The sequence below is a fragment of the Corallococcus sp. CA053C genome, assembly GCF_003611675.1.
In the GTDB taxonomy this organism is placed as follows: Bacteria; Myxococcota; Myxococcia; order Myxococcales; family Myxococcaceae; genus Corallococcus.
Genome location: NZ_RAWA01000113.1, coordinates 1 through 23,959 on the forward strand (window position 1 = coordinate 1; position 23,959 = coordinate 23,959).

The following is a 23,959-nucleotide window of genomic DNA, read 5'->3' on the forward strand; positions in this document are numbered from 1 at the left end:
CCCAGGCCCTCCAGCCCCAGCGACCTTCCCCCCGGTCGCGGGAGGCCCGGCTCGCGTCCGGAGAAGCACCGCCCGGACCGCACGACGCCGGAGCTGGGCCCGGACGGCACGCCGCAGGTGATGCTGCTGCGCCGCGGCTCGGACCGGTGGCAGGCGGGCCCGCCGTGGATCTACCGCGCGGACCTGAACGGCGACCCCGGCCTCCAGGGCGGTGAGGTGGTGCGCGTCGTGGACGGCCGCGGCTGGTTCATGGGCAAGGCCTTCTACTCGAAGGTGTCCAAGATCTCCCTGCGCTGGCTCACCAACGACGACGTCGCCGTGGACGCGGAGTTCTTCCGCAAGCGCCTCCAGTCCGCGGAGGCCCTGCGCAAGCTGGCGCTCCCCGCCGAGACGACGTACCGGCTGGTGCACGGCGAGGCGGATGGCCTGCCCGGCCTCGTGGTGGACCGCTACGGCGACTACCTCAGCGTGCAGTTCCTCGTCCCCGCCATGGAGCAGCGCAAGGCGCTCATCGCGGACCTGCTGGAGGAGCAGTTCCACCCGAAGGGCATCATCAACCGCTCCGACGTGAGCGTGCGCCACCTGGAGGGCCTCCTGCCGGAGAAGGGGCTGCTGCGCGGCGAGCTGCCCCCGGGCCCGGTGTCCTTCGACGAGGGGCTCGTGCGCATGCGCGCGGACCTGCTGGAAGGCCAGAAGACGGGCGCCTTCCTGGACCAGCGCGAGAACCACGTGATGGCGGCGCACTACGCCTTCGGCGACGCGCTCGACTGCTTCAGCTACGTGGGCGGGTTCGCGCTCCAGTTGGCCACGCGCGCCAAGCACGTCACCGCGGTGGAGATCTCGGACGCGGCCTCCGCGCAGCTGAAGGAGAACGCCCAGGCCAACAAGCTCTCCAACCTGGACGTGGTGACGGCCAACGCGTTCGACTTCATGCGCGACGCGGTGGACGAGGGGAAGCGCTACGACACCATCGTGTTGGATCCGCCCTCGTTCGCGAAGAACAAGGACGCCATCCCCGCGGCGGTGCGCGGCTACAACGAGCTCAACCTGCGCGCCTTCCAGCTGCTGCGCCCGGGCGGCATCCTCATCACGGCGAGCTGCACGTACCACGTGGACGAGCAGGCCTTCGAGGACATGCTCGCCTCGGCCGCGTCGGACGCGCGCCGCCGGGTGCAGATCATCGAGCGGCGGGGGGCCGGCCGGGACCACCCCGTGCTCCTCAACCTGCGCGAGACGCGCTACCTCAAATGTTTCGTCCTGCGCATGCTGTGAGCTAGGGTACGACCCAAGGGGTCCGGCTTGCGGACCCCGACGTGCGGGAACGGTTCAGGTCATGGGGCGGGCGGACTGGGACGACGCAGACGACGAAGCCCCCGCGGGCGGTACGCGGGAGCTGGAGCGTGCCCTGCAGGAGACGCGCACCGTCTACCGGCAGGCGGACGCGGCCTACGCCCCCTACTCCTGCCCGTCGAGCGGCGAGTGCTGTCAGCTGGCCACCACGAAGCGGCAGCCCTGGCTGTGGCGCAATGAGTGGGACGTGCTCGCCCGAGGCCGGACGCTGCCGCCGCCGCGCGCGGACGGGGGCTGCCCCTTCCTGGATGCGGCGGGCAAGCGCTGCACGGTGTACGCGGATCGGCCGTTCGGCTGCCGCACCTTCTTCTGCGAGCGGATCCGCGGCCCGGCCCGCCAACCGTCCGAGGAAGTGACGCGCCTGCTCCTCCGGTTGGAGCGCATTTCACAGCGGGTGATGCCGTCACTCCAGGGGCCACGGCCCCTCCTGGAATGGTATGCCGGGGTCCAGACCACCCCGGCCCGGGAGGAACCGTGAAGTCCATGCTGCCGACGCGGTGGCGACCCGCCCGCCGCGGTCCCGCCCTGCCCTTGAAGACGTCCGTCCCCCATCGCGTCAGGGCGCCGCGTTCCATGCGCTCCGAACGGGCGGCCCCCTGCACGTGATCCGTCCGCGACTGCTCATCGCGCCCCAGGAGTTCAAGGGCACCCTGAGCGCCGCCGAGGCCGCCGCCGCCATGGCGGAGGGCCTGAGGCAGGCGTCGCCCCACGTGGTGCTGGACGTGGCGCCGCTCGCGGACGGAGGCCCGGGCACGGTGGACGCGCTGCTCGCGGCCGGACGCGGCGAGCGGCGGTGGAACACCGTGCGCGGTCCGCTGGGCGCCCCGGTGAAGGCCGCCTGGGCGCGCCTGGACGACGGGCGCACCGCGGTGGTGGAGATGGCCGCCGCGTCGGGGCTGTCCCTCGTGCCGCCGGACGCACGGGATGCCTGCGCCGCGTGCACGTACGGCACCGGCGAGCTGATGCGCGCGGCCCTGGACGAGGGCTGTGAGCGGCTCATCGTCGGCCTGGGGGGCAGCGCCACCACGGACGGCGGCAAGGGCGCGCTGGAGGCGCTGGGCTTCCGCTTCCTGGACGCGGCCGGCGCGCCGCTGCCTCCGGGCGGCGCGGCCCTGGCGAGGCTCGCGCGCGTGGAGGCGGACGCGCGGCATCCCCGGTTGGAGCAGGTGGAGCTGCGGGTGGCCACGGACGTCATCACGCCGCTGCTGGGCGAGGACGGCGCCGCGCGCCTGTTCGCCCCGCAGAAGGGCGCGGGGCCGGAGGCGGTGGAGGAGCTGGAGGCGGCGCTCACCACGTTCGCGCGCGTCGCGGGGGAAGAGGCCGCGACGATTCCAGGCGCGGGCGCGGCGGGCGGCATGGGCTACGGGCTGGCGGCGCTCGCGGGCGGGAAGCTGACGTCCGGCTACGTCCTGGTGTCACGCGCGCTGGGGCTGGAGCGGCGCGTGCTGCTCGCGGACCTGGTGCTCACCGGCGAGGGGCGCTTTGATCGGCAGACGTGGCTGGGCAAGGGCCCCGTCGCGCTCGCACGGCTCGCGCGCGAGCACGGCACCCAGGTGGTGCTCTTCGCGGGCAGCGTGCACGCGGACGCCGTGCTGGACCTGTCCCTCTTCCGCGACGTGGTGGAGCTGAGCGCCCAGGCCCGCCCCGGCGCCAGCGCCCACGAGACCCTGCGCGACGCGACGGCGCGCTGGGCGATGGCGCGGCTGGGCAAGTAGGGGGCTTTTCGAGCGGGGCTCAAGCCTCCAGCGCGTCCGTGGTGCGCACCACGCGCATCCCGGCGGCGCGGAAGCCCTCCAGCGCGGCCTTCGCCACGCGGGGGAAGTCCAGGCCCGCGGGCAGCGGCTCCAGCGGCGGCGCGGGCACGGGGCTCATCGCGTCCTCCAGGATGTGGATGCGCTGGAGCTTCGACGGATCCGTGCGCTCCAGGTGCTGCTGCAGGTCCCGCAGCGTGGACAGCACGCAGTGGGAGCTGGCCTGCCCGAAGACATACACGCGGTCGAACGACAGCAGGTGCTCCATGAGCCGCGTGTTGAACTCGCCCACGCGCTGGCCCTTCACCTGCGTCACCTCCGGCGCCATCACGGAGTAGTTCTCCGTCAGCGGATGCTCCCCCTTCAATTCGAAGTGGGTGGGCGTGTCGCGCACGAGCGCGTGGAAGAGGCTGGCCTCGTACAGCGCCGGCACCAGCGCGTGGCTCTGCCCGCCCAGGAGCGCGTGGTACGGCCAGATGGTGAGCACGTACCGGCCGCTCGCCTCCAGCCCCTCGCAGTACGCCAGGCTCTCCTCCGGGTGGCGCGTGGGGCGCCAGCGGCCGTCCCGCACGTCCTTCGCGGTGATGACCGTCATGGGCGCGGGCGGACGCCCCTCCGCGTCCTTCCACCACGCCGGGTGGAAGATTTGAAAGGCCCGGTGCGTGTCCAACGAGAAGACGAGCCCCGTGAGCCGGTCCAGGTGCGCGTACAGCCAGCGCAGCGTGCGCTGCGTGTCCTCCACGGCGCCGGGGACGAAGAGGCTGGCGCCGGGCGTGCAGAAGGCCACCTGCGCGTCGATGCCGAACGCCGCGATGCGCACGCGGTCCTCGCGGGCCGGCCGCACGCGGTGCTCGGCGGCGTAGCGGCGGGCCTCCTCGGAGACCTCGGCCACGCGCTCCAGGTAGAGCTGGCTTGCGCGCGCGTCGTCGTGGAACCGGGGTGGGGGCAGCGACATGACGTCCTCTCCAGACCGCCTGGAGCCGCCTGCCCCCGGAAGCAACCGGAGCGTCAGCGGCCCTGCGGGAAGTGGCGCCGCGTGAGCGATTCCACCAGCGCCTGCGTGGCCGCAGTGTAGCCGATGCGCTGCTGCTCGGGCGTGAGCCCTTCGGTGCCCATCAGCGACGGCGAGTCGGGTGGGGCCTCCATCAGCGGCAGGTAGCCCTGCGGCGTCGGCTCCCCCGCCTGCCCCACGAGCCCCAGCGGCCCGGAGCCCGTGCGACGGCGGAAGATCACCGGCGTGCCGGGGATGCTCTGCTTGCCTTCCGCCAGCTCGTTGCCGAACTTCATCACCGCCGTCGCGCCCGTGCACGACAGCTTGTAGATGGCCGCCACCCGGTCGCGCGTCAGCGGGTTCGTCATGGTGCGCGCGACGATGTGGCCGCCGTAGCCGTAGAACTGCTCCGTCGGCTCCCAGCCCACCTGCCGGCGCAGCTCCTCGAACTCGCGCGTCATCTGCGCGTCCAGGCCGTCCTCCAGGATGAGCACCGGGTGGATGCCCATGTCCCGCGCGCGCGTCACCGCGTAGAGGTACTGGAGCTTCTTGTTCCCGGAGTCGAACCGGATGGAGTCCCCGCCCTGCGGCTCCTCCGAGATGAGCTTGTACGCGGCAGGGATGCCCGACGTCAGCGTGTCGAAGGTGTCCAGCAGGTAGCTGGAGCGCTGCGGCCTGCGCTCGTGCATCGCGCGGAAGGCCGCGTCGTCGGAGCCGTAGCGCTGCACGTGCTCGTGGCCCATCGTGCCCACGGGAGTCATGCCCAGCACGCGCGCGCCCTCCACGTTGCTCGTGCGCTGCACGCCCGCTTCCTGACAGGCCTTGAGGGCCAGCTCGTGCTGCTCCAGGCAGGTGGCCGCGCGCAGGCCCACCTCGAAGATGCGCGCGGGATCCTCGACGATGTCCACCAGCTCCTTCACCTGCGCCCGCACGCGCTGGTGGTAGCCCTCCGCATCCACCCGGATGGGCATGGCCTTCACGCCCACCTGGTCCAGCGTCTCCAGCGCGATGCGCTTCTCCTCCTCGCACGTCACCGTGGCCAGCGCGCGCGCGAGCGCCTCGCGGTCCTGGAGGGCCAGGGTGGCCACCTGGATGCGGTAGTTGAGCTGCAACAGCAACGGCTCCAGCCAGGACACCAGCGCGGAGGGGCCCGTCAGCGTGAGAATGGGCTCGCGCGGGAAGAACAGCGCGCCGCGGGGAACGGCGCGCACCGTGAGGCGGTCCGTGCGCTGGATGGCCGCCTTGAACCCCACGCCCATCTCGTAGTCGTGCCGGGCGAGGAAGGCATAGTCCTCCGGCCGGGGCACGGGCAGCAGCTTGCGGACGTAGGCGTCCAGGTCCAGCGGCATGACCTGCGGTCCGCCCTTGCGGTGCGAGTAGTAGAACGTCTCCTTCCGCAGGGGCCAGCCGGCCTCCGCCATGCTGAACTTGTAGCCATCCGTGGCGAGCAGCGACTGAGGCATTGCGGTGAGGCTCCTTGTTGACCCAAAGACTATGCGTGGCGTGAGCCCGTTACCTAATGCGACGCATCCGGAAGGATGAGGGCGTGAGAGGCAAGGGGTGCCCGCCACCCGCCTCCCCACGGACCGAGACATCTGGGAATACGCCCGACGCGACAGGTCCGGTTAAGCTGTCCGGACCCACAACGAAGCCAAGGTGCACATGCCCGCAGAGAACGAGACGCAGAAGGTCGAAGCGATACTGCGCGAACATGCGATGAGCTACCCCGAAGCCCACGAGGACTTTCCCTGGGGACACCGCGCGCTGAAGGTCAATGACAAGACCTTCCTCTTCATGACCGTGGACGGCGAGAAGCTGAACCTCTCCGCCAAGCTGCCCGACTCCAAGGACGCCGCCCTCACCCTGCCCTTCACCGAGCCCACCGAGTACGGCCTGGGGAAGAGCGGTTGGGTGTCCGCCCACTTCGACTCGGCCTCGCAGGTGCCCGTGCCCGTCATCAAGGCGTGGATCGACGAGAGCTACCGCGCCATCGCGCCCAAGAAGCTCGTGGCCCTGCTCCCCGAGCGCGGCACCGCCGTGCCCGGTCCCGCCTCCCGCCCCGCGTCCAGGGCCGCGTCCAAGCCGGCCGCGAAGCCCGCTTCGAAGCCCGCCCTGAAGTCCGCCGCCAGCCGCGGCGCGAGCGCCACGCGCAGCGCTCCGGCGGTGAAGAAGGCCGCGAAGAAGGCCGTGGCCCGCGTGAAGACCGCCGCCAAGAAGGCCGTGGCCCGCGTGAAGACCGCCGCCAAGAAGGTCGTGAAGAAGGCCCAGGCCGCGAAGAAGGCCCCGGCCCGCAAGGCTCCGGCCCCCGCGCGCGGCAAGCGCAACCCCAACGATCAGCTCAAGCGCGCCCGCCGCTCGTAGCCCTTCGCGAAGGGCCCGCGCGGAAGGGGGGCCACCGGCCACGCCCCTTCCGCCGCCAACCCCGTGACTACTTCGCGCTCCGGGCCGACGCGCCCTTGCGACGGGCCGCGGGTGCGGCCTTCCGGGCGGGCTTCGCCACAGGCTCCGTGAAGAGCTTGTCGTAGTCGCGCATGCTGCGCCGGATGACCTCCAGCGCCTCCGGCCGGTCATAGACCTCCGCGATCTCCACGCTGCGCTTTCCCTCGCCGGGGATCTGCTTGTAGGTGAGGAAGTAGTGCTTGAGGCGGTCCAGCAGCGGGCGCGGCAGCTGCGCGATGTACTGGAGCTCGCCGTAGACCAGGTCCGACTCCAGCACCGCGATGATCTTGTCGTCGGCCTCGTTGCCGTCGACCATCCGGAAGCCGCCGATGGGCACCGCGTGCACCAGCAGGTTGCCGTTGGAGACCACCTTCTCCGTCAGCACGCAGATGTCGATGGGGTCCCGGTCGCCGTGGATGTCCTTGAGGCCCGTGCGCTCCGCGCAGCGCTTCGCCACCTGCTCGCCGCAGTACGTCTTCGGGATGAACCCGTAGAGCGTGGGGCACTGGCTGCTGAAGCGCTGGGGCCGGTCCAGCTTGAGGATGCCGGACTCCTTGTCCAACTCGTACTTCACCGCGTCCGTGGGGACGATCTCGATGTACGCGTTGACGATTTCGGGAGCCTCCTCCCCGGGCGAGATGCCGTGCCAGGGATGGGCTTGGAACGTGGTCTGGTTCGTCTTCTTCATGGAATGTCTCCCGAGCGCTGTCGCGCCTCGGCATAGAGCCCGGCGACCGCCTCTTCCAGGCGTCGCGTGAGGGTGTCCCGGTCCGCCAACGTCAGCCCCTGGGTGGGCACGGGCCTGCCCACCACCAACGCCACCCGCTGGCCCCATCGGACCGCGCGGCCACCCTTGGGGAGGATGAGGCGCGTGCCGGACAAGGCCATCGGTACCACCGGCACCTGCGCCTGGATGGCCAGCGTCGCGGCGCCCTTCTTGAACGGCTTCAACTCCCCGTCCGGGCTGCGGGTGCCCTCCGCGAAGAACAGCACGCTCACCCGCTCGCGCACCGCCGTCACGGCCTCCGTCAGCCGCGCCTTGTCGTCCGCGCCGCCCGTGCGCTGCACCGGGATGTTGCCCGCCCTGCGCATCGCCCGGCCGAACACCGGAATCTTGAAGAGCTCCGCCTTGGCCACGTAGCGCGTGTGCTTGCGCAGGTGCGCGAAGTTCACCATCGCGTCGAAGTGCGACTGGTGGTTGCACACGAAGACGACGTTGCCGTCCTCCGGCACGTTCTCCAGGCCGAACGCCTCATGCTGCACGCCCGCCGCCGCCAGGGATGAGCGGCCCCACAACCGGAGCACCTTGTCCGCCGCCAGCGGATCAAACCCGGACAGCACCGACACCGTCGCCGACGTCACGCCCGTGAGGCCCACCGTGGCCATGCCGGCGAACACCGTCTGGAGCACCTTGCGCATCAGACGAACCCATGTGCGGGGAACAGGAGGACGTCCTCGATGCGCTGGACCCCGAGCAGCAGCATGAGGATGCGATCAAGCCCGACAGCGATGCCCGCCGCGGGAGGCATGCGCCCCACCGCTTCGAGGAAGCGCTCATCCAGCGGATACACGGCGCGGCCCAGCCGGCGGCGCAGGTCCTGCTCTTCCACCAGCCGCGCGCGCTGCTCCGCCGCGTCCGTCAATTCGGAGAAGCCGTTCGCCAGCTCCAGCCCCTTCGCGTACAGCTCCACCCGCTCCGCCACCGTGCTGTCGCCGGGCTTCAGCCGGGACAGGGCCGCCATGGAGGCCGGGTACTCGATGAGGAACGTGGGCCGCTCGTGCCCGAGCCCCGGCTCCACCTTCTGCAGGAACAGGTGGAAGAAGACGTCATCGAAGGACTGCGCGTCCCCGGTGCGCACGCCCGTGGCCTCCACCGCCCGCTTGAGCGACGCGCCGTCCGGGTGCTGCCGCAGGTCCACGCCCGTCGCGCGCAGCACCGCGTCCCGCACCGTCACCCGCTCATACGGGGTGCGCGTGAAGAACGCCGGATCCGCGCCCGGAGCCCCGTCCGCCGCGTCCGTCGCCGCCTCACCCGCCGCCACCAGCGCGCCCTCCAGGTCGTCCATGATGGCGTGGTAGTCCGCGTGCGGCCGGTAGAACTCCAGCAGCGTGAACTCCGGGTTGTGCGTCTGGGAGACCTCGCCGTTGCGGAACACCTTGCAGATCTGGAACAACGGTCCGGCCCCTTCGGCGAGCAGGCGCTTCATCGCGTACTCGGGGCTGGTGTGCAGGTACAGGGTGCGGGCCCGGCCCAGGTCCGTCTCCGGGACGAAGGGGGCCTCGAAGGCGGTGATGTATGGCTCCATGCCGGGAGCGGGCACGAGCAGCGGCGTCTCCACTTCCAGGTAGCCCTGACGGGCGAAGAAGTGGCGCAGGGCGGCGTACAGGCCCTGGCGTCCGCGGGCCGCCCGCCATGGGTTTACGTTGGGCATCGGCAGGTCGGAAGTAACATGGGGCGCCTCATGTCCCCAAGGATTCCCGCCCTCCTCGCCGCCGCGCTGTGTCTGCTGGCCGCCTGTCACAAGGCGCCGCCCGCGGCGCCGGTCCCCCCTCTGAGTGAGGAGCAACAACTGACCGGGGAGGTGGGTGCCCTCACGACCGAAGCCGCCCTCCTCCTTGAAGAGCAACACCGGCTTGTCTGGGAGTTCTGGACCGAGGGCAAGGGCGCGGACATCGCGGCCACGTACACGGGCAAGGAAGCGCTCTTCAGCCTGGAGAACCTGCGGCGCATCGACCGGCTGCGGCACCTGACGAAGGAGCCGCGCGAGCTGCGCGCCCTCACCGCGCTGCATGGCCACTTCGCGGGTGAGTTCCTGGCGCGAGAGCTGGCCGAGTTGAACGACGCGTCCGCCAACCTGGAGGCGTCGCTCACGCTGAAGGTGGAGGGGCGGGAGGTGCGCTACCACGACCTGGAGCGGCTGCTCGCCAACGAGAAGAGCGCGGCCCGGCGCAAGGCGCTCTACGCGGCGGCGACGCCCGCGCTCACGCGCCTCAACCAGACGCTGTACCGCCGTGAGGAGCGCACCAGCGAGCTGGTGAAGCAGATGGGCTTCGAGTCCTACGAGGCCTTCGGCAGCGAGCTGCGGCAGGCGGACCTGGAGAAGCTGGCGCAGCTGGCGGAGGAGGTCCTCCAGGCCACGCAGGAGCCGTACCGGCTGGTGATGGAGCGGCTCAGCCAGCGCGAGCTGGGGCTGCCCTTCTCGCAGCTCACGCGCGCGGACATCCCGCGCCTGTTCCGCTCGCGCGAGGTGGAGGACGCGTTCCCCAAGGGCGAGTCGCTGGCGAAGGCCCAGGCCACCGTGGCGGGGATGGGCATCGACCTCGCCGCGCTGCCCAACGTGAAGGTGGACGCGCGCGACCTGCCCCGGAAGAACCCGCGCCCGCTGGCGATGGCGGTGCGCGCGCCCTCCGACGTGCGCCTGTCGTTCAAGCCCGGCACGGGCGTGCTGCACCAGGGCCGGGTGTTGCACGAGGTGGGGCACGTGCTGCACGCGGCCTTCACGCAGGAGCCCCGCTTCGAGCTGGCGCGGCTGGGCAACCCCACGGTGGGCGAGGCGTACTCGGCGCTCTTCGAGGACCTGCTGGAGGACCCGGTGTGGCTGGAGGAGCACGCGGGGGTGCTGGGCGACAACGACAAGCGCGCGCAGTTCCTCGCGACCTCCAGCGCGCACAAGCTGTACCTCATCCGTCACGCGGCGGGCCGGCTGCTCTACCAGCTGGAGCTGCACCGGCGCGTGGAGGTGGATCCGCGCGAGCTCTACCGAGCCCTGATGGCGCGCACCGGCGCCATGCCCATGACGGAGGACGACGTGGAGCGCTACCTCGTGGACCAGGAGGACTTCTACCAGTCCGCCGACAGCTTCCGGGCGTGGTTCCTCGCGGGGCAGTTGCAGGGACAGCTGAAGGCGCGCTTCGGGCCGGCGTGGTGGCATGCGCCGGAGGCGGGCGCGTTCTTGAAGGAGCTGTGGGCCCGGGGCACCGCCCCGTCCGCGCGCGAGCTCACGGAGGCCATTGGCGAGAGCGGCCTCGCGCCGGACGTGCTGCTCTTGCGGCTGAGCACCACGCTCCAGGTGCCCATGAAGCTGGACCTGCACCGGCTGGACGAAGCGCCCCCCACCTCCGCGCCCTGAGTCCTACCGGACGCGCGCCCCGGACGACCCTTCCCGTCCCCGCCGGTTGCACGTAGGGTTCCGGGCCATGGTGTCCGTGAATCAGCTCCGCCCCTTCGCGGGGGCCTCGCTGGAGTCCTTCCGGGCCGCGTCCGGTTCCGTGGCCCTCATCCAGCAGCCCGTGGAGGCCTTCTTCCGCGACCTGGCGCCCGCCCTCATCGGCGCGCGCACGGTGGGCATGGCGCACCGCTCGCGCATGGGCGAGCGGCTGCTCACCATGCTGCGCGACTTCGACAACCTGGAGGTCCACTTCCTCCAGCCGAACCAGGACGGCGAGGAGTTCACCGTGGGCCGCGTCGACACGTGCGACCTCGCGGTGCCGGAGCCCTCCGTGTCCCAGCACCACGCCACCCTGCGCTGGAACGCGGCCTCCGGGGACTTCTCCGTGCGCGACGCCCAGTCCATGAACGGCACCTTCATCAACGGCGCGCCCCTGGGCTTCAAGGCCCAGGTGATGCTCCACGACGGCGCCACGCTGGCCTTCGGCGACGTGCAGTTCCTCTACCTGCGCGCGGAGACGCTGCACGAACACCTGCGCCTCGCGGCGCCCGGCACGCCCGCGCCCTGAGGCGCTGAAACGACGAAGGCCCCGCCTCCACGGATGGGAGACAGGGCCTTCAGGTGTCGCTTGAAGCGGCGCGGGACTACAGGAGCTTCATCAGCTCCGCGCGCTTGGCGGCGTACTCCTCGTCGGAGAGCACGCCCGCGTCCTTCAGCTCCTTGATCTCCTTGAGCCGCACCGCGGGGCTGCGCGTGTCGCCCGGGTTCGCCGTGGCCACCACCTGCTCGGTGGGCTGCGCGGGCCGCTGCTGCTGCTGGTTGGAGAAAGCCTGGGCCATGCCGAAGCCCATGCCCATCCCCATGCCCTGCAGCGCGCCGTCGGAGCCGCCACCGCCCTTGGCCATGCCCTCGGACGCGCCGAGCATCGCCTGGCCCTGCGCGTACTGCTGGAAGCCGCCCGCGAGCCGCGAGTACGCGACGTCCTTGGACAGCTTCTTCAGCGTGGCCTCGTCCTCGGGCTTGATGCTGACGTGGAAGTTGCCCATGCGGACGATGGTGAGGCCGTAGCTGTCCACGTGCGGCTTGAGGCCGGCGAGGATCTCCGTCTCCATCTCCTCCACGTAGGCGCCGCTCGTCACGTCCAGCAGCGGCCACTTCTTCTTCACCATCAGCTCGGCGGTGCGGTCGCGCGTCACCTTGAGGACCTGGCCCTTGAACCAGCCCAGGAACTCCTCGTTGCTCGAGCGGCCCATGCCCACCAGGCCCACCACCAGCTTCTCCGGCTCCGTCACGCGGACGGAGAAGTCGCCGTACACCATGGTGCCGATGCCCAGGCCCGTCTCCGGGTCGCGCACGTCACCGATGGGGCCGCCGAACTTCACGCCCGTGTGCTCGCGGGTGGAGACGAAGAAGATCTCCGCCATGAACATATTGCCGCCGGTGAAGCCCTCCATCAGCCGCGACAGGAACGGGATGTTGCTGGTGTCCAGCGAGTGTCGGCCGGGGCCCAGCTTGCCCTCCACCTTGCCGTCCTTGACGAACAGCGCCACCTCGTCGGCGTCGACGGTGAGCTGCGTCATCATCCGGACGTTCTTCTCCGGATACTTGTAGACGATCTCGCCCTTCGCCTCGTCCGCCCGGGCGATGAAGTTCCGCTTCGCCTCGCCCTTGATGCTGTCGAAGATCCCCATGTCTGTTTCAGCGCCTCCGTGGCCGCCTGGGCGGCAGGTCTTCAAAGCTCCGTATCCCCAACCCCTAAATGCATGGTCCCCGGCACGAAAGCGGCTGTCGCTTCCCCCCGGCGTCCTGCCCGGAACATAACAGCTTCACGGGCGCCTGCCCGTCTGGCCGTCCTCCGGGAGTCCGGTGCACGACCGCCCGTGGTTCAACCCCAGCGGCTAATCAGACGTTCCCGGTCGAGCAGCCGGATGCTGGCCGCCAGCAGCACCAGGTCCAGCACCAGCACCACGGCGCCCTGGATGGCGTAGTACGCGAGCCCCGCCTTGAGCACGCCCGCCACCTGTCCACCGACGAGGCCCACCAGCGGCAGCACCACCAGCGCGGAGAGCTGCTGCGCCATGCGCGCCTCGCTCACCCGGGCGGAGATGAGCACCGCGACGCCGTTGCCGAAGAAGGCGAACAGCGGCGCGAGCACGAACACGCCGAAGCCCCACAGCGCGTTGGGCATCAGCGGCGCCCCCACCAGCGGCCACGCGACGATGTCCACGCCCACGCAGAACAGCGCGAACGCGAACCACGTCATCAGCACCGCAGGCACCAGCGCCGCCAGGCTTTTCCCCGCCACCAGCTCCGCCGCCGACACCGGCGAGGCCAGGAGGGGCTCCAGCGTGCGGCGCTCCTTCTCCCCCGCCACGCTCTGGGACGCGATGAGGATGGGGATGAAGACGGGCATCACCAGGAACATGCCGAACCAGTCGGTGAGCGACTTGTCGATGAGGAAGCGCGCCGCGCTCGCGCCCAGCGGCAGCGTGGGGTCGTAGAAGAGCGCCACGGTGCGCAGGTCGGAGTGGTCCGGCTGCGACACGTACGTCCACACCACGGCAATGGGCACCGTCACCATCACCATCGGCAGCACCGCCATGGACAAGAGCAGGCCCACGTTCTTGCGCAGGTCCAGCGAGTCCTTCCAGAACACCGCCATCGCCCGTCGCGGCCGGAACGCCATGCCCTACGCCCCCTCGTCCTTGAGCAGGTCCAGGTACACCTCTTCCAGCGGCCGCTGTGACGGCACCACGCTGTGCACGCGCGCGCCCGCGCCCACCAGACACGCCACCACGTCCGGGGCCTGGGCCTCGTCCGCCAGCATCACGCGCAGACGCCCGCCCTCCAGCAGCACGTTGGGCGCGAAGGGCAGCCGGGCCAGCGCGGGGCGGAAGGCCTCCGCGTCCCCCTCCACGCGCACGTCCAGCGCCTGCCCCGCACGGCGCAACTCCCGCACGGGCCCCAGCGCCAGCAGGCGGCGGCGCACCACGGCCACGCGCTCGCACAGCCGCTCCACCTCCGCCAGGTTGTGCGAGCACAGGACGATGGTGCGCCCCTCGGAGGCCAGCTCCGCCACCGCGTCGCGCACGGTGCGCGCGGACTCCGGATCCAGGCCGCTCGTCGGCTCATCCAGGAAGATGACGCGCGGGTCGTGCACCAGCGTGCGCACGATGGCCAGCTTCTGGCGCATGCCCTTGCTGAAGCTGCCGCACGCGTCGTCCTCGCGGCCGCCCAACCCGAAGCGCTCCAGGTAGTGCCGCGCCCGGGGCCACGCGGTGGCCTCGTCCAGCTCGTGCAGCTTCATGAAGAAGCGCAGGTTCTCCCGCGCGGTGAGCCGGTCGTAGAGCCCGGGCTGTTCGGTGAGCAGGCCCACCACCTTGCGCAGGGACTCGCCGTCGTGGGTGACGGAGTGGCCCCACACGTGCGCGTCGCCATCGGACGGGCGCAAGAGGCCCGTCAGCATGCGCACCGTCGTCGTCTTGCCGGCGCCGTTGGGGCCCAGCAGGCCGAACACCTCCCCGGGCCGCACGTCGAAGGTGAGGTCCTCCACGGCGGTGCGCGCGCCGAAGCGCTTGGCCAGCCCGCGCACGCGGATGCCACCCTCGGCGGGGGCCTCCGCGCGCGGCGTCGGAAGGGGACGCCTCACTCGATGGTCACCAGGACGAACTTGTTGTTGATGTCCCGGTCGATGAGGGTGACGGTCTTGTCGGTGCCCACCGCGCTGCGCAGCAGGGAGACGCGGGTGTGCTCCACCAGCGCCCACTCGCGCCCCGGCCGCGCCGCGTACTGGCGCATGCGCGTGTTGGCGTCACCGGCGCGGAACTGCTCCACCGTGTTGCGCGAGTAGAACGTCTCCCCGCGCCAGTTCATCATGTACGCGGCGATGGGCTCCCCCGGCTGGCGCTGGGCGTAGTAGCGCCAGAACAGGTCGCGCTGCGTCCAGTGGTGGGACAGGTCCACCCAGTGGCCCCAGTTGAACCAGAGCGCGAAGCCCGCGGCCAGCCCCCAGAACGTGCTGAACAGCAGCACGCGCGAGCGCTGGAGCGCGGCCACCACCAGCAGCATGCCCGCGACGCCGAACGCGAAGCCCATGCCCACCTTCACGTTGATGGTGCCGGTGAAGACCTTGAAGAGCGCGTCGGACGCGGCCGGGCCCTTGAAGCCACGCACCGCCAGCACCACGCCCACGAGCACCAGCAGGCCCGCCACCCCCTGGAGCACCGTGCGCCCCTGCGCCTCCTCCGGCCGCGACGCCTGCCAGAAGAGGAAGCCCGACAGCACCACCAGCGACAGGCCCCACAGGCCCATCGCGGACACCTGCCCCTGCGTGGCCACCGCGGCCAGCGTGGCGCCGCCGGTGAGCAGCAGCCCCAGCGCCACGGTGCGTGCCGCGGCCGGGCGCGCGGGCTTGTCCTTGGAGGAGAAGGCCTCGAAGGCGAGGTACACGCCGAAGGCCAGCAGCACCAGCGTCACCAGGTCGCCCATCCACAGCGGGCGCGAGGAGAAGAACGCGATGGGCCGCGTGACCAGCTCCTGCGGATAGGGCCGGTCGTAGTTGTAGACGAACAGGTCGGTGAAGTCCTTGGGGTTCTCCGCCAGGTCCTTGCCCACGAGGATGAACAGCACGAGGCCGAAGATGAGGCTCACCGGGTGCTCGGAGATGCCGTCCCGCCACAGCCGGTCCACGAACAGCGCGAGGAGGATGGCCACGCCCGGCAGCACCGGGAACACGTAGTGGTGGAACTTCGTCGCGCTGGAGGCCAGCAGGTAGAACGCGAACGCCACCCAGATGACGGCGATGAGCGCCAGGTGGTCCGCCTTGTCGCGCGAGCGCAGCTTCAGGCGCGACACGACCGCGAACGCGCCCGGCAGCAGCGCCACCCACGGGAAGATGGCGAAGCCGCCCTGCTCGATGAAGTAGGTGAACGACCCGCCCGGCGTGGTGGTGTGCACGCCCGCGGTGAGGCGGTTCAGGTGGTCGTGGATGAAGAAGCGGTACCAGAACAGCTTGCCCTCGTCGTCCACGCTGTCGAAGAGGCACAGCGTCAGGTACCAGGGCACCGCCACCGCGAAGAACACGAGGATGCCCGTGCCCAGCTTCATCCGGTACATCTGCGCCCACAGCACGGGCATGGGCCGGGTGCCCGCGCGCACCTCGGCGCGGTAGTCGCCGCGGGTGAGCCAGCGCAGGTGCGCCTCCAGGCTCTCGCGGTCCCACGGGATGACGGCGGCCGCCGCGTACAGCATCAGGATGACCGCGGGCAGGCCCACGCCCAGCAGGCCCTTGGCCAGCGTCGCGAGCCCCGCGAAGACATAGAAGCCGTACCACCAGCCCGCGCGGTGCTTCGTCGTGTCGTCCAGTTGGCCGATGAGGGCGCACGCCATCGCGCACACGAAGGTGGTGACGAAGGGCGTGTCGGTGACGGTCTGCCGCGTGAGCAGGAAGTACAGCGGCATGGTGGCCAGCACGAAGCCCGTGGCCAGCCCCGCACGCATGCCCACCACCCGCGCCACCGCGAGGGACAAGAGCGACACGGCGGCGATGCTCAGGAGCGCGAAGGGCATGCGCATGCCCCACTCCGTGTAGAGGCCCATGGCGCCGTCACCCCGGAGGGCGCCGACGAGGTTCATCCCCAGCGCCTGCATCCACATGGTGAGGGGCGGCTTGGAGAAGAACCACGCGTTCTCCCAGAAGGGATAGACGTAGTCGCTGCGCTGGATCATCTGCCGGCCCACTTCGCCGTAGTGGGTCTCCCAGGGGTCCCACAGGCCGACGGCGCCCAGGTACGGCACGAAGAGCAGCGCCGCGAAGCCCGCGGTCGCAAGGACCACGCGCGCGCTGAAGGAGAGGGTCAGCCACTTCTTCGCCCAGCGCGTCGTCAGGGTGTCCTCACCGAGGATGGCCTGGGTGAAGGTCTGTTCCCGCTGCGGGGTCTGTTCGCCGTCGCTTGCCACGCGCACGTGCTCCTTCGTCGTCCGGGACGGGCCCTCCGTGCACGGCACGGGGCCGGGGGGCTTATATCCCCCCCACCCCCGCCGGTCGACCGACCTGGACGGGAGTGCGCCATTCTCGCGCCAGTCGCACGGCTTCGGTGTGCAGGCGATGTGCAGGCGCCTGCACAGTCGGCCGGGGCCGGCCCGTGAAACGCCCGTCCGCCCGTCCCGGCACGCGCTTTGTAGTGGCGGGACCATCGCAAGGTGCACCCGCGCTGCCGGAAGCGCGGGGCCCCCGTCGAGGAGACGCGATGCTCGTATCAGCGGTGACCCTGGGCTGTGCCCTGCTGCTCGGGCAGGTGGAGACGCCGGAGGCAGCGGTGCCGGAGGTGCCCCCACAGGAGGAGGAGCGACGGGAAGCGGTGGCAGCGTCGCTCGCGGAGGCACTGGCGAAGCCCGCTCCCGGGGCGTGGGACCTCCAGATGGCCGTTCCGGGCGCGGACTCGCCCCGCCAGCCCACCGAGGGAGAGGTGCAGTGCCTGAGGCTTCCGCCCACGCCCGAGGTCCCGTCGGGGGAGTGGCGTGCCCGGTGCGACGAGTCGAAGCAGGAGTGTCTGGTCACCCCGGCCAGGGAGCTGGACCCGGAAGGTCACGAAACCGGCCAGCGGCTGGACCGGGTGAACGGGTGCTACGACATGCTGTCCCCGGAGGTGGCGCGCGGCTACCGGCTGGTGCCCGCCATCGCGGAGGCCCCGCCCGGCTGGTACCGCGACGAGCGCGGGCGGGTGTTGCAGTACAACTTCGACCTGCACCGGCGGATCCGCGTGGGTGGCGCCTGGGCTCCCCGCTGGCTGCACGAGACGCAGGGCCGTGACGACCGCATCCGGGTGGATTTCGGCGTGGACCTGGAGTGGCCGGGAGACACGGGGCGGCTCCACCGGATGACGCTCCTGGACTCGGAGCTGTACCTGGGGGACGCCTCGTCGTTCGACGCCACGGTGCTGCGCTACGACTTCCGCAGCGAGCGCGACGAGCCGCTCTTCCGGGTGACGACCTTCTACGGAAAGCCCCGGCGCCTCGACGTCTTCGCCAACCTGGGCTTCTGGATGGAGGTGCTCCACGCCGAGCAGGTCCGCCGCGAGGACGTGAAGGCGGACTTCCTGGTCCTGGGCTCCACGCACGCGACGCTGGACCTGTGGCATTCGAGGGACCTCGTCTCGTACGTGCGCGTGCGGGCGGGGCCGACGGTGGAGCGCGACCGGACGAACGGCTTCTTCACGCTCGTCCCCGGCGCGGCGCTGGAGGGGGACCTCACGCTGGACCGGAATGGCTTCCACCACGTGCTCTTCGGAGCGGAGGCCCAGAAGATCCTGCTCGCGGAGCACGTGGAGGGGCGCCCCCTGCGCCCCGAACGGCTGCGGCTGCGCGCGGGCTACGAGGTCATCGCCCTGGCCATCAACGACCAGCCGGTGAGCCTGACGCTGGACGGACGCGGCACGTGGCGCGACGACCTGGCGAACGCGCCCGCCGGCTGGGAGTGGTCCGCGCAGGCGGGGCTGCGCTTCTCGCTGTGGGCTCCAGCGAGGCGCACCGCCCCGGTCTCGCATGACGGGAAGGGGTAGGCGCGATGGTTGCGCTCGCGCTGGCATTGCTCCTGAGCACCCTGCCCGACCCGGCCCTGTCGTGTCAGGGCCAGACGGACTCCGGGGAGAGCTTCCCCACCTGCTTCGACCCCGGAACCGGATGGGTGCTGGGCACCGCGCTGCGCGTGCAGGACGGGGACCCGGCCCTGCTCCTGCGCACCGGCATCCTCGTGCGGGTGGAGCGTTCGAGCGGCAGCAAGGCCGAATCGCAGTGGTTCGATTCGCACCGCCTGTTCCTGACGGAGGCCTGGGGAGGCGCGCGCAAGGGGCTCACCTTCACGGGCTATGAGGGCCTGCTGCGAAGGCACGTCGACGAAGGCAACATCCTCGTCTCCATCGGGCGCCCCACGGGCATCCCCTTCCCCTTCGACGTGGCCCTGTCCCTCCGCGCGGCCCACCTGGAGCGGCGCGTCTGGGAAGGTCCGGGCTGGACGCTGGAGACGGGCCGCGTGGGCCTGCTGCTGGACCCCGTGCGCACGAACACTGAATGGGGCTGGCTGGCCGTGGGGCCCGCCGCGAGCCACGCCCTGCGCCACGGGCGGGACGGCACCACGCATGAGCTGTCGCCCTTCACGTCGCTGCTGCTCGACACGGGCTGGGAGACGCGGGACGGGCGGTGGGCGTTGCGCGCGACGGGGCTCGCGGGATGGAGCTTCGACTTCGACGGCGGCGCCCACTTCCGGGCGCGGGGCGACGTCGCGGTGGAGCACGTGCTGCTCGCGGTCAACGACGCGCCGGTGTCCCTGCGCCTCGCGGCCACCGGCGTGCTCGGGGATGCGGGGCTCGCCCGGCGCGACGAAGCGATGCTGAGCGCCGGGCTCATGGTGCGCCCGTTCGGCGAGCGCTGAGGCGGGTGTCACCCGCGCGAAGGCTTCGCCGCCAGGGCCTGGAGCAGCGCCTCCGACACGTCACCCCTGCGCCCCGCGGGAGGAGAACAGCGCACGTCGCGCGGACTGCATGCCCGCGCCTACGGCCCCGGGGTTTCGAGCGCCGCCTTCAACGCGCCCTCGGCCGCGCGCAGCCGGGCATCGCGCGGATCCACGCGGCGGGCTTCTTCCAACCGGAGCAGGGCCCGCGCGGTGTCGCCGCGCGCCAGCTCGCACCGCACGCCCGCCTCCAGCGCGCCGGTATCAGACGGCCCGTACACCCGCGCTTCCTCCGCGGCGTGACAGCCGTGGCAGCAGACCCGAAGCAGTCCGAAGTGATGCGGCAGATCAACGAGGCCTTCCAGGCGGCCGAGGCCAAGCTGGCCCGGCTGCGCGAGGCCGTCGAGCGCAACACGGAGTTGGCGCGGGCCAACGGCAAGGCCGCCTTCCTCAAGGACAAGAAGGAGCAGGCACACCGCGAGCTGGGCGAGGCCGTCTGGCAGTCCGTGCAGCAGGGGCGCCTGGAGCTGCCCGCGGGCTTCGCCAGGCTGCTGGCGTCCATCGCGGCGGCCGAGAAGGCGTCCGCGGACCATGCCGCGCAGCTCACCGACCTGCTCCGGGAAGGAGAAGAGGTCGCGGAACGGTTGAAGGTTGGAAAAAGTGTCGCGAAGCCGCAAACAGTTGTGGCGTCTGGGACGAAGAAGCGGTAGAAGAGCGCCGCTTTCGAAGGGCGGCGCCGCTCCCAACAGCGGCGCCGGCAGCAGGTAGCAAAAGAAGGGGCTTTAGCTCAGCTGGGAGAGCGCTTGAATGGCATTCAAGAGGTCACCGGTTCGATCCCGGTAAGCTCCACACGGAAGTGAGAGAGGCCCGCGAGAGAAATCTCGCGGGCCTTTCGCTTTTCGGGGTGCTCCGCTGCTCCTAGCTCGCGGTGGGAGGCATGCGGGGCAGGCGCACGGTGAACGTCGTGCCCGCGTCGACCGTGGACGTCACCGTCACGGTGCCGCCGTGGGCCTCCACCAGCTGCTTCACGATGTAGAGCCCCAGCCCGATGCTCCGGCCGCTGTTGTCCACGTCGCGGCTGGCGCGCTGGAGGGGCTGGAAGAGCTGCTCCAGCCGCTCGGGCGGAATGGGCGTGCCCGCGTTGTGGATGGCCAGCGTCACGCTGTCGTCGTCCGACCGGGTCTCGATGCGCACGGGTGTGTCCCGCGGGCTGTACTTGAGCGCGTTGGTCACCAGGTTCTGGACCATCTGCCCCAGCCGGTCCGCGTCCCACTCGCCGTGGCCGTGCCCCGCGTCGCGCACCTGGAGCTCCCGGTCCGGGTGCGTCGCTTCAATCTCCTCCACCACGCCCTGGAGCACCGCGTGCAGGTCCGTGGGCCGGCGCTGGATGCGGATGCCTCCGCCCAGGCGGGCCTGGGTGAAGTCGAGCAGGTCGCGGATCATCCGGTGGGCCCGCTCCGCGGACGTCTGGATGCGACTGACGGCCTTGGTGCTGCGCTCGTCCAGCTCATCGCGGCGCATCAGGCTGGCGGCGCCCAGGAGGATGGCGCTCACGGGGTTGCGCAGGTCGTGGCTGACGATGCCGATGAGCTGCTGTTCGAAGTCCGCGCGCTGTTGCAGCTGGGCCTCGGCCTGCCTGCGCAGCGTGACGTCCTGCATGGCGCCCACCATGCGCAGGGCCGTGCCGTGGGCATCGCGCACCACCCAGCCCCGGTCCTCCACGACGGCGTAGGTGCCGTCCTTCCGGCGGAAGCGGTACTCGCCGCGCCAGTCACTGCCCCCGGGCGTGTCGATGACGGAGTGGATGACGTGGCTGATGCGCTCCCGGTCGTCCGGGTGGATCTGCTCGGCCCACCAGGAGGAGTGGGGGCGCACGTCGGCGGCCGCGTAGCCGAAGAGCGTGGACAGGCCCTCGTTCCAGTTCACCTCCTGGGTGAGGAGGTTCCAGTCCCAGATGGCGTCCTTCGTGGCCCGGGTGGCCAGCCGGTAGCGCGTCTCCGACAGCTGGAGCGCCCGCAGCAGCTCCTCTCGCTGGGCGCGGGCCCGGGCGGCGTTCACGGTCCCCTCCAGCCGGGCCACCAGCTCGCGGACGCCGAAGGGCTTCACCAGGTAGTCGTCCGCGCCGGCGTTCAGCCCCTCCACCTTCGCCTCCTCGCCCGCGCGGGCCGACAGGAGGATGACCGGGACGTGGGCCGTGCGCGCGTCCGCCTTCAGCTCGCGCAGGAGCCCGAAGCCGTCCAGCCCCGGCATCATCACGTCCGACAGGACCACGTCCGGGGGACGCTCGCGCGCGACGGTGAGCGCGCGGAGCCCGTCCGCCACGGCCTCCACCGTGAAGTGGCCTTCAAGCGCCTGCCGCACGTAGTCGCGCATGTCCGCGTTGTCATCCACCAGCAGCACGCGGCCGTGAGGGGGCAGGGCACCGGCGGCCCCGTCCGGAACGCGGACGGCGGGCGAGGTCAGCGGGTCCGGCAGGGCAGGGGCAAGCCACTGGGCTGCCTCCTGGACGAAGGCGCCCAGGCCCCGGGTCCGGGCGTCGTCCGGCGCGCGGTCGCGGAGCTGCCCGGGCGGCAGGTGGGCCGTGCCGGTGGGGACGGACACCGTGAAGGTGCTGCCCTGGCCCACGGTGCTCGCGACGGTGACGCGGCCTCCGTGCAGCTTCACCAGCTCGTGCACCAGCGCCAACCCGATGCCGCTGCCCTCCTGACCGCGGCCCCGCGCACCCTCCACCTGGTGGAAGCGTTCGAAGATGCGGGACAGCTCTGCTTCGGGGATGCCGGTGCCGGTGTCCTGGACGGACAGCTCCACGCGGTCGTCCCGCCAGCGCAGCCGCACGGCGAGCTCGCCCTCGAAGGTGAACTTGAAGGCGTTGGAGACGAGGTTGAGGACGACCTTCTCCCAGAGCTCGCGGTCCACCCAGACGGGCCCGGGCAGGGGCGGGCAGTCCACCACGAGCCGCATCCCGGCCTTCGCCACCAGCGGCTCGAACGTGGTGACGAGCTCGCGGGTGAGCGCCGCCAGGTCGGTGGGCTCGAAGGTCGACTGCGTCCGGCCCGCCTCCAGCCGGCTGTAGTCGAGCAGGCTGTTGACGAGCCGGAACAGCCGCTGGCTGCTGCGTTGGACCAGCCGCAGCCGCTCCTCCTGCCACGACGTCAGCGGGGCCTCCCGGTTCGAGAGCACGTCCTCCAGCGGGCCCAGCATGAGCGTCAGCGGCGTGCGGAACTCATGGCTGACGTTGGAGAAGAAGGCCGTCTTCGCCCGGTCCACCTCCATCAGCGCTTCGGCGCGCTGCTCGGCCTCTTCGTAGGCCCGGGCACTCGCGAGCGCGGAGCCCAGGCTGCCCGCCACGAGCTCCAGGAACGAGCGATAGGAGGCATCCGCCGGGAGCCAGGGCGACAGGCCGAGGACGAGCACCCCCGCCTGACCCGACTCTCCGGGCCGGGCCAGCGGCAGGACGAGCGCGGCGTCCGGAGCGGGCACGTCCTCGCGCAGGGGCAGGGCGCCGAAGCGCTCGCGCAATCCCTCCACGCGCTCGGGCTGTCCCGTGCGAGCCACCCGGGCCAGGGGCCAGGCCGCCCCGGTGTCCGCCAGGAGCACGCGCTCGGGGGATGCGAGGCAGTCACCCCCCAGGCCCATGCGGGCCTCGAGCCGGGCCGTGGTGCCGTCCGCGTCCAGCAGGTAGAGGAGCGAGAAGGGCAGGTCCGCCGGGTTCGTGGCCAGGGCCTCCATGGCCCGGGCGCAGGTGTCGCCGCGGGTGCGGAGGCTCGCGGGGGTGCGCATGGCCACCTCCTGGAGCGTCCGCAGGCGGCGCGCGTCCAGCACCTGGCTGGTGGTCTCGACCGCGGTGTCGAGCACGCCTCCAATGCGCCCGCTCTCGTCGCGGACGGGGCTGTACGAGAAGGTGAAGTAGCACTCCTCGGGGAAGCCGTTGCGCTCCAGGAAGAGCCGCTGGTTCTCCGACAGGGTGGCGCGGCCCTCGTCGCGCACCTGGGAGATCAACGGTTCGAGGATGTCCCAGATCTCCGCCCAGACCTCGCGCCCGGAGCGCCCCATCGCCTGGGGGTGCTTGCTGCCCAGCATGGGCCGGTACGCGTCGTTGTAGAGCTTCACCAGCTCCGGCCCCCAGAACAGCATCATCGGGAAGCGCGAGTGGAGGCAGGTGCTCACGGCGGTGCGCAGCGACTGCGGCCAGTCCTTCACGGGGCCCAGCGGCGTCTGCGACCAGTCCATCGAACGCATCAGCGCGCCCATGTCGCCGCCACCGGCGAGCACGTCCTGGACCGCGGCGTCCTCCTCGGAGGACCTGGGGTTTCGTTGCGTCATGCCGGCACCCGCCCGAGCGGAAGCTCCAGGATGAAGGTGGCGCTCTCGCCCAGGACGCTCCGAGCGTGGATGGTGCCGCCCATGGCCTCGACAATCTTGTCTCGCGCCATCATCTCCAGCTTCAGGCTCAGCGGCGCCACGCACCCGGTGGCACCCCGGGCATAGCCATCGAGCACGGCGTCCTCGCCCGCCCCCGGCGGCAAGAGGAGCAGGATGGGCACCGACGGCGCCGTGTCCCGCAGCGGACGGAGCGCGTGCCCCGAATCGGCGTCCAACACCACACAGTCCGGAGGCGAGCCCCCCAGGTACGCCCGGGCCTCTTCCAGCGTCTCCACGGCGGTGACGTCCCGTCCCAGGGGCGCGAGCAGGGCCTCCAGGGCGGCGCGCGCAGCCACGGAGCCCGCGATGATGAGGAAGAGGGCGCGGGGGGCTTCACTGCCGGGCAAGGGGGCTCCTGGGGAGTGAGTCCCGGGGCAAGGGCCAGACCACC

The 23,959-nt window shown here is 71.5% G+C and carries 21 protein-coding genes and 1 tRNA gene; 10 read left to right on the forward strand and 12 right to left on the reverse strand.

The features are described 5' to 3' along the window. The 3 genes from D7V97_RS17130 to D7V97_RS17140 form a co-directional block, all read left to right on the forward strand. On the forward strand, positions 1-1,272 hold a 1,272-nt coding region (locus D7V97_RS17130; protein WP_233582906.1), incomplete at its 5' end, for a class I SAM-dependent rRNA methyltransferase. A 61-nt stretch (positions 1,273-1,333) separates the two neighbouring features. Further along, complete coding sequence (locus D7V97_RS17135; RefSeq protein ID WP_120611716.1) at positions 1,334-1,828, forward strand: YkgJ family cysteine cluster protein; 495 nt, start codon at positions 1,334-1,336, stop codon at positions 1,826-1,828. Positions 1,829-1,952: 124 nt separating this feature from the next. Continuing rightward, positions 1,953-3,065 carry a glycerate kinase gene (locus D7V97_RS17140; RefSeq protein ID WP_120611717.1) on the forward strand — a complete coding sequence of 371 codons (1,113 nt, stop codon included), beginning with the start codon at positions 1,953-1,955 and terminating at the stop codon, positions 3,063-3,065. A gap of 19 nt (positions 3,066-3,084) precedes the next feature. Here the strand turns inward: D7V97_RS17140 and D7V97_RS17145 are convergent, their stop codons facing one another. Then, positions 3,085-4,056, reverse strand: a complete 972-nt coding sequence (locus D7V97_RS17145; RefSeq protein WP_120611718.1) for a nicotinamidase — start codon at positions 4,054-4,056, stop codon at positions 3,085-3,087. A 53-nt stretch (positions 4,057-4,109) separates the two neighbouring features. After that, entirely contained in the window at positions 4,110-5,555 is a 1,446-nt protein-coding gene (locus D7V97_RS17150) for a nicotinate phosphoribosyltransferase (protein WP_120611719.1), read from the reverse strand. A 199-nt stretch (positions 5,556-5,754) separates the two neighbouring features. Here D7V97_RS17150 and D7V97_RS17155 point away from each other — a divergent pair, with 199 nt between their 5' ends. Continuing rightward, on the forward strand, positions 5,755-6,453 hold the full coding sequence (locus D7V97_RS17155) for an MmcQ/YjbR family DNA-binding protein (protein WP_120611720.1): 699 nt from the start codon (positions 5,755-5,757) through the stop codon (positions 6,451-6,453). 67 nt (positions 6,454-6,520) lie between these two features. Here D7V97_RS17155 and D7V97_RS17160 read toward each other — a convergent pair whose 3' ends face one another. The 3 genes from D7V97_RS17160 to epmA are packed head-to-tail and all read right to left on the reverse strand — an operon-like array spanning position 6,521 to position 8,963. Further along, positions 6,521-7,219 carry an inorganic pyrophosphatase gene (locus D7V97_RS17160; RefSeq protein ID WP_120611721.1) on the reverse strand — a complete coding sequence of 233 codons (699 nt, stop codon included), beginning with the start codon at positions 7,217-7,219 and terminating at the stop codon, positions 6,521-6,523. Then, positions 7,216-7,950, reverse strand: coding sequence for a 1-acyl-sn-glycerol-3-phosphate acyltransferase (locus tag D7V97_RS17165; protein ID WP_233582907.1), 735 nt, complete (start codon positions 7,948-7,950; stop codon positions 7,216-7,218). Before D7V97_RS17165 ends, D7V97_RS17160 begins: the two co-directional genes overlap by 4 nt. Then, a complete protein-coding gene (gene epmA / locus D7V97_RS17170) occupies positions 7,950-8,963 on the reverse strand; it encodes an EF-P lysine aminoacylase EpmA (protein WP_120611723.1) in 1,014 nt (337 codons plus the stop codon). Before epmA ends, D7V97_RS17165 begins: the two co-directional genes overlap by 1 nt. A 30-nt stretch (positions 8,964-8,993) precedes the next feature. On the opposite strand from epmA, the gene D7V97_RS17175 reads away from it, so the two are divergent. Both D7V97_RS17175 and D7V97_RS17180 read left to right on the forward strand, forming a co-directional pair. Further along, positions 8,994-10,661 carry a chromosome segregation protein SMC gene (locus D7V97_RS17175; protein ID WP_233582909.1) on the forward strand — a complete coding sequence of 556 codons (1,668 nt, stop codon included), beginning with the start codon at positions 8,994-8,996 and terminating at the stop codon, positions 10,659-10,661. Positions 10,662-10,728: 67 nt separating this feature from the next. Then, positions 10,729-11,268, forward strand: a complete 540-nt coding sequence (locus D7V97_RS17180; RefSeq protein WP_120611725.1) for an FHA domain-containing protein — start codon at positions 10,729-10,731, stop codon at positions 11,266-11,268. A gap of 76 nt (positions 11,269-11,344) precedes the next feature. On the opposite strand, the gene D7V97_RS17185 is transcribed toward D7V97_RS17180, so the two are convergent. The 4 genes from D7V97_RS17185 to D7V97_RS17200 form a co-directional block, all read right to left on the reverse strand. Beyond that, positions 11,345-12,391: an SPFH domain-containing protein gene (locus D7V97_RS17185; RefSeq protein ID WP_120611726.1), complete on the reverse strand. Its 1,047-nt coding sequence runs from the start codon at positions 12,389-12,391 to the stop codon at positions 11,345-11,347. Positions 12,392-12,585: 194 nt separating this feature from the next. Beyond that, positions 12,586-13,386, reverse strand: a complete 801-nt coding sequence (locus D7V97_RS17190) for an ABC transporter permease subunit (protein WP_120611727.1) — start codon at positions 13,384-13,386, stop codon at positions 12,586-12,588. Between the two features lie 3 nt (positions 13,387-13,389). After that, a complete protein-coding gene (locus tag D7V97_RS17195) occupies positions 13,390-14,349 on the reverse strand; it encodes an ABC transporter ATP-binding protein (protein WP_120611728.1) in 960 nt (319 codons plus the stop codon). Beyond that, a complete protein-coding gene (locus tag D7V97_RS17200) occupies positions 14,346-16,658 on the reverse strand; it encodes a glycosyltransferase family 39 protein (protein WP_120611735.1) in 2,313 nt (770 codons plus the stop codon). Before D7V97_RS17200 ends, D7V97_RS17195 begins: the two co-directional genes overlap by 4 nt. A 290-nt stretch (positions 16,659-16,948) precedes the next feature. Here D7V97_RS17200 and D7V97_RS17205 point away from each other — a divergent pair, with 290 nt between their 5' ends. Both D7V97_RS17205 and D7V97_RS17210 read left to right on the forward strand, forming a co-directional pair. Next, positions 16,949-18,259: a hypothetical protein gene (locus D7V97_RS17205; protein ID WP_120611729.1), complete on the forward strand. Its 1,311-nt coding sequence runs from the start codon at positions 16,949-16,951 to the stop codon at positions 18,257-18,259. A gap of 5 nt (positions 18,260-18,264) precedes the next feature. After that, positions 18,265-19,128, forward strand: coding sequence for a hypothetical protein (locus D7V97_RS17210; RefSeq protein WP_120611730.1), 864 nt, complete (start codon positions 18,265-18,267; stop codon positions 19,126-19,128). 119 nt (positions 19,129-19,247) lie between these two features. On the opposite strand, the gene D7V97_RS17215 is transcribed toward D7V97_RS17210, so the two are convergent. Further along, positions 19,248-19,427 carry a hypothetical protein gene (locus D7V97_RS17215; RefSeq protein ID WP_233582911.1) on the reverse strand — a complete coding sequence of 60 codons (180 nt, stop codon included), beginning with the start codon at positions 19,425-19,427 and terminating at the stop codon, positions 19,248-19,250. A gap of 27 nt (positions 19,428-19,454) precedes the next feature. Here D7V97_RS17215 and D7V97_RS17220 point away from each other — a divergent pair, with 27 nt between their 5' ends. Both D7V97_RS17220 and D7V97_RS17225 read left to right on the forward strand, forming a co-directional pair. Then, entirely contained in the window at positions 19,455-19,856 is a 402-nt protein-coding gene (locus tag D7V97_RS17220; RefSeq protein ID WP_120611731.1) for a hypothetical protein, read from the forward strand. Between the two features lie 66 nt (positions 19,857-19,922). Continuing rightward, positions 19,923-19,995: transfer RNA gene (locus D7V97_RS17225), tRNA-Ala, on the forward strand. A 69-nt stretch (positions 19,996-20,064) separates the two neighbouring features. On the opposite strand, the gene D7V97_RS17230 is transcribed toward D7V97_RS17225, so the two are convergent. Next, on the reverse strand, positions 20,065-23,469 hold the full coding sequence (locus D7V97_RS17230) for an ATP-binding protein (RefSeq protein ID WP_120611732.1): 3,405 nt from the start codon (positions 23,467-23,469) through the stop codon (positions 20,065-20,067). Next, the gene (locus D7V97_RS17235) at positions 23,466-23,915 is read right to left on the reverse strand and encodes a hypothetical protein (RefSeq protein ID WP_120611733.1); all 450 of its coding nucleotides are present in this window, start codon (positions 23,913-23,915) and stop codon (positions 23,466-23,468) included. Before D7V97_RS17235 ends, D7V97_RS17230 begins: the two co-directional genes overlap by 4 nt. Positions 23,916-23,959 lie beyond the last annotated feature (44 nt).